Origin of the sequence: Shewanella sp. 11B5 (genome assembly GCF_002836795.1) — a bacterium.
Lineage (GTDB): Bacteria > Pseudomonadota > Gammaproteobacteria > Enterobacterales > Shewanellaceae > Shewanella > Shewanella frigidimarina.
The window spans coordinates 1-1497 of the sequence record NZ_PJAP01000027.1; the positions used below are offsets into that span (position 1 = coordinate 1).

Here is a 1497-nt window from a genome sequence, read left to right on the forward strand (position 1 = left end):
TGTTTAAGGCCGAAAGACAACGATTGGCGATAGTCACTTCAACCATAAAGCCGCTATCTGATGGCGTTATTTGAATGTCATGTACGTCATGATCGTATTGGATAATGGCTTCGGCAAATAAAAAACCAATCGCAAAATCTTCAATATCATCAGGGGTGACCATCATCATAGCATAGTTAATCCCGTTAATATTAATGGCGGCAGCCGCTTCCTCTACCAGATGTTCAATGGGTGGCAACCATTTGTATGAAGCATTCATGTGTATAGACTCAAAACTTGACGTGGATCACAGTTTAGGGGGCGCTAATACACAAAGCCAATCAAACAAATTTATGCGGTGATAGTTTTTATCTATTAATATGGTGGAATTGATAGGCAGACTTTGAAGGGCGTATGAACCTGAGGCAGTTACATTATTTTTATGAATTAGCGCAGTTTAAGCATTTTGCTAAAGCAGCCAAAGCTTGCCATATTACCCAGCCTACTTTGTCTGCCAGTATAACCGCGTTGGAAAAAAGTTTTGGTACCGAGCTAGTGGTGCGCGGCAGTCAGTTTGTTGCGTTAACCGATGCTGGACAGATTGTATTGAGCTATGCAGAAAAAATGCTGTTAGATCAAGCGGCGCTAAAACAAGAGTTGAGTGTGTTTAGTGGGCCATTAATCGGCTCTTTGAGGATTGGCATTGTGCCGCAGTCGAGTGTCGATATTATGCCGATAATTAAAGCATTCAATGAGCTGCACCCTAATATTGCCGTGACGCTTTTAGTGACCACCAATGAAAAGCTAATTGAGCAACTGACTTTGCATCAAATTGATATCGGTCTAGGGTTTGATGAAAACCTTACTGAGGCGAATCGTCGCACGTTTCATTTTTATCCGCAGATTGATAATGATATGGCGGTATTATCAACCCAAGCCCTCGTTAATCAACTCGATAGTACTACGCTAAGAGATAACCGATTAACCCTTAATACTTTGCAACGTTTACCATTGGTGTTGTTAAGCCAAAATATGCAGTTTAGGCAATACATTGATAATGCGATGGCAAAAACGGATTTACGCTTTAATGTGGTGTTAGAAACCGATTCGTTATTTCATCTAGTCAGCGCGGTAAAACACAATATTGGCTACGCGATTGTCAGCAGCGGTATTGCAAAATCGGCTCAGCAGTTATTCAATCTGCATTACCGACAACTGCAAGGTATTGAATCGGGTAATACCATGTTTATTACCCGCAAATACAGTGTTTCACCTGCGATGCGCGAATTTGTGAGTCTGATTGAAATGGGGTAATTTTTGCAGGTGTTTTGCCGTTAAAGCATCATGCTAGCAAGTTCAGATAGGCGTGGATGTTGTTAATATCGCATCGTTCAACTTGGCTGGTGGCATCTTAACGGCAGCAAAGATAACACCTGTTAATGACAACGCTGCTTTTTGGGTGTCATAGCTGTCCTAAAAATAGCTGTCCTAAAATTGATGTCTTAAATGATTGCAACT

Annotated in this window: 2 protein-coding genes; one reads left to right on the top strand and one right to left on the bottom strand. The window is 41.3% G+C overall.

Annotated elements, in window-relative coordinates:
* Window positions 1–259, bottom strand: a 259-nt coding sequence (locus CXF78_RS00200) for a formate dehydrogenase accessory sulfurtransferase FdhD (protein ID WP_180956998.1), incomplete at its 3' end; no start/stop codon positions are given.
* A gap of 134 nt (window positions 260–393) precedes the next feature.
* Here CXF78_RS00200 and CXF78_RS00205 point away from each other — a divergent pair.
* A complete protein-coding gene (locus tag CXF78_RS00205) occupies window positions 394–1293 on the top strand; it encodes a LysR family transcriptional regulator (RefSeq protein ID WP_102035654.1) in 900 nt (299 codons plus the stop codon).
* The last annotated feature ends 204 nt before the right edge of the window (window positions 1294–1497 follow it).

Bases quoted from the DNA above. Each gene is read 5' to 3' on its own strand.
- CXF78_RS00205 (WP_102035654.1), top strand. From the start codon at position 394: ATGAACCTGAGGCAGTTACATTATTTTTATGAATTAGCGCAGTTTAAG.